The organism is Streptomyces sp. OR43, from assembly GCF_008042275.1.
GTDB lineage: Bacteria > Actinomycetota > Actinomycetes > Streptomycetales > Streptomycetaceae > Streptomyces.
This window is the reverse complement of record NZ_RDBK01000083.1, coordinates 1-1,372: the sequence shown is the minus strand read 5'-3', so window position 1 is coordinate 1,372 and position 1,372 is coordinate 1. Positions and strand designations below refer to the sequence as shown.

Here is a 1,372-nt window from a genome sequence, read left to right as displayed (position 1 = left end):
GGCACAACCACCGGGTCACGTACCGGGATCGGAACCGGCATCGGGGACGGCGTCGGCGGGGACGGCATCGGGGACGGCGTCGGCGGGGACGGCATCAGGGACGGCGTCGGGGACGGCGTCGGCGGGTTCGCCGTCCGTCGTCGCCCCGTCCTCCGGGAGCGCGCTCTCCGGGAACGCGCCCTTGGGGACCGTGTCCGTCGGGTCCTCCGAGTCCAGCAGACCCACGGCGTGGCGGCCGAGTTGGGCGATGAGAGCGCCCGGCAGCCAGGGCTCGGCGGTGTCTCCCTCGTCCAGTCGCTCCAGGATCTCGTCCGGCGACGGACGGGTCGCCGGGTCCTTGCGCAGACAGTCCTGGATCAGTTCCACGAGGTCGACCGGTACCCCGGTCAGGTCCGGGTCCTCCTGTGCGATCCGGAACAACAGCGCGTGCACCCCGCTGGCCGCCGCGCCGAACGGAAGGCGCCCGGTCGAGGCGTACGCGAGCACCGCGCCCAGGCAGAACACGTCGCACGCCGGGGTCACGCGCTCGCCACGCACCTGCTCCGGCGACATGAAGCCGGGGGAGCCGACCAGGGCCCCGGTGCGGGTGAGCCCGGCGTCCGTGACGGTGTCGAGCGCCCGGGCTATGCCGAAGTCGATGACGCGCGGGCCGTCGATCGTCAGCAGGATGTTGGACGGCTTGAGGTCGCGGTGGATGAGATCGGCGCCGTGGATGGCCCGGAGCGCGTGGGCGAGACCGGTGCCGAGGATGTGGACGGAACGGTCGGGCAGCGGGCCGTACGCCCCCGGGGCGGGGCCGGCCGCGGTGTTCGCGCGCCCGGTGACGGTGGACTGGAGGGAGGGGCCGGCGACGTAACCGGTGGCGACCCAGGGAACGGCTGCCTCGGTGTCGGCGTCCAGCACGGGAGCGGTCCAGGTGGAGCCGACCCGGCGGGCGGCCCGTACCTCCTGCCGGAACCGGTCGCGGAACTCCTGCTGTGCGGCGAGTTCCTCGCGCACCAGTTTGAGCGCGACCACGCGCCCGCGGTCGGAACGGGCCAGATACACCTGGCCCATACCGCCCGCGCCGAGCCGGCCCAGCAGGCGGTAGGCGCCGATGCGTTGCGGATCGCACAGGAGGACCCGGACCTGACCGGGGTACCGGTCGACCTCGTGGAACTGATCCAGGACTGTCTGCGCAAGGACCCGGCGACCCGTCCGTCGCCGGACGAGATCCTGGAGCGACTGGACGAGGGAGACACCGCCGAGCCCTGGCTGCCGGGCGCTCTCATCGCCCAACTCGGCCGCCACGCCGTGGGTCTGCTGGACTCGGAGGACCCGACGGACACGGTCCCCAAGGGCGCGTTCCCGGAGAGCGCGCTCCCGGAGGACG

The 1,372-nt window shown here is 73.6% G+C and carries 2 pseudogenes; one reads left to right on the top strand and one right to left on the bottom strand.

Annotation, left to right across the window (positions count from 1 at the left end):
• A pseudogene (locus EAO72_RS40745) lies at nt 1–1,056 on the bottom strand (serine/threonine-protein kinase); the annotation flags it as partial.
• A 45-nt stretch (nt 1,057–1,101) separates the two neighbouring features.
• Between EAO72_RS40745 and EAO72_RS40740 the strand changes: the two are divergent.
• A pseudogene (locus tag EAO72_RS40740) lies at nt 1,102–1,372 on the top strand (serine/threonine protein kinase); the annotation flags it as partial.